We start from the raw sequence: 1,260 nt of genomic DNA, 5'->3' as shown, positions 1-1,260 counted from the left end.
CAGCCCGAAGTGAAGACATGAGCAAGCGCCGCGCCAAATCCAGTATCAGCCGATTGCCGGCGGAACAGCGCGCCAGCGTCGAGCGCATGTTGCGTGAGGATCGGCTGACGCTGGACGAGATGATTGCCGAGCTGCAACGGCAGTTCCCTGGGGAGCCGGCAGCCGAAGTCTCGCGCTCAGCCTTACACCGATACGAGCGCGGTTTTACTGAACTGACCGCACGGATGCGTGAAATCGAAGCTGTCTCCGATGCCGTCATCGGCGAGCTTGGCGAGGGCGTGGGTGAGAAGGCCGGCGCTTTGCTTGCGCAGGCCGTCACCACCTTGGCCACCAATGCTGCCCTGCAGGCGCACGGCAACGACAAGATCACCATTGACGAGATCCGCAAACTGGCTCGCGCGGCCAAGGATGCAATGGATACTCAGCGGGTCGGCGTCAACTTGCGCAAGGCCATCGCCGACGAGGCGCGACAGGCGCTGCTGCGCGAGCAGTCCGCGCGTCTGGACAAGGTGGTCAAAAGCGATGGCCTGTCCGAGCAGACCGCAGCGGACATGCGCAAAAAAATCTTGGGGATCGGCTGATGGTTATCGCCAAAGCCAAACGCGCCCGTACAGCTCCCGCCAAGACTGCCTTGGCCCGGTCAGTGTCAGTTGCCGAAACCAGCAGTGGCGATCTGCTGGTGCAGGAACTTCCAGCCAGCCTTGCTCTTGAAGTCAACAGCGCCACCGATGCAGTCCTGCTCAAGTACCAGCAGGACTGGGTGGCCGACACCAGCGAGCTGAAGATTGCCGAGAAGAGCCGTCGTATCGGCCTGACCTGGGCGGAGGCGTCGGATAACGCCCTGACCGCTGCCAAGTCCCGCCAAGCCGGTGGGATGAACGTCTATTACATCGGCTACAACATGGACATGGCCATCGAGTACATCGAGGCCTGTGCCATGTGGGCGCGCGTGTTCAACGAGGTAGCCAGCGAGATCGAGGAAGGCGAGGACGTCTTCAAGGAAGGCAACGACGAAAAGGCAATTAAGACCTACACGATCCGCTTTGCCTCTGGCTTCCGCATCGTCGCGCTCAGCTCGCGCCCGGCCAACCTGCGCGGCAAACAGGGCGTGGTGGTGATCGATGAAGGCGCCTTCCACGGCCAGCTCGATGAACTGCTCAAGGCAGCACTGGCGCTGCTGATCTGGGGTGGTAAGGTGCGGATTATCAGTACCCACGACGGGGATCAGAACCCGTTTAATGAGCTGGTCACGGAAGTCCG

1 protein-coding gene and 1 pseudogene are annotated in these 1,260 nt (G+C 61.6%); both read left to right on the top strand.

The features are described 5' to 3' along the window. On the top strand, positions 1–581 hold a 581-nt coding region (locus ACRESJ_RS16160), incomplete at its 5' end, for a phage protein Gp27 family protein (protein WP_431758795.1). Next, positions 581–1,260: pseudogene (locus tag ACRESJ_RS16155) on the top strand (hypothetical protein); the annotation flags it as partial. The gene ACRESJ_RS16160 and the pseudogene ACRESJ_RS16155, both read left to right, overlap by 1 nt.

Source organism: Pseudomonas sp., from assembly GCF_050739655.1.
Classification (GTDB): Bacteria; Pseudomonadota; Gammaproteobacteria; order Pseudomonadales; family Pseudomonadaceae; genus Aquipseudomonas.
Note: the sequence above shows the minus strand (reverse complement) of the source record. Positions and strands in the feature narration are given on the sequence as shown.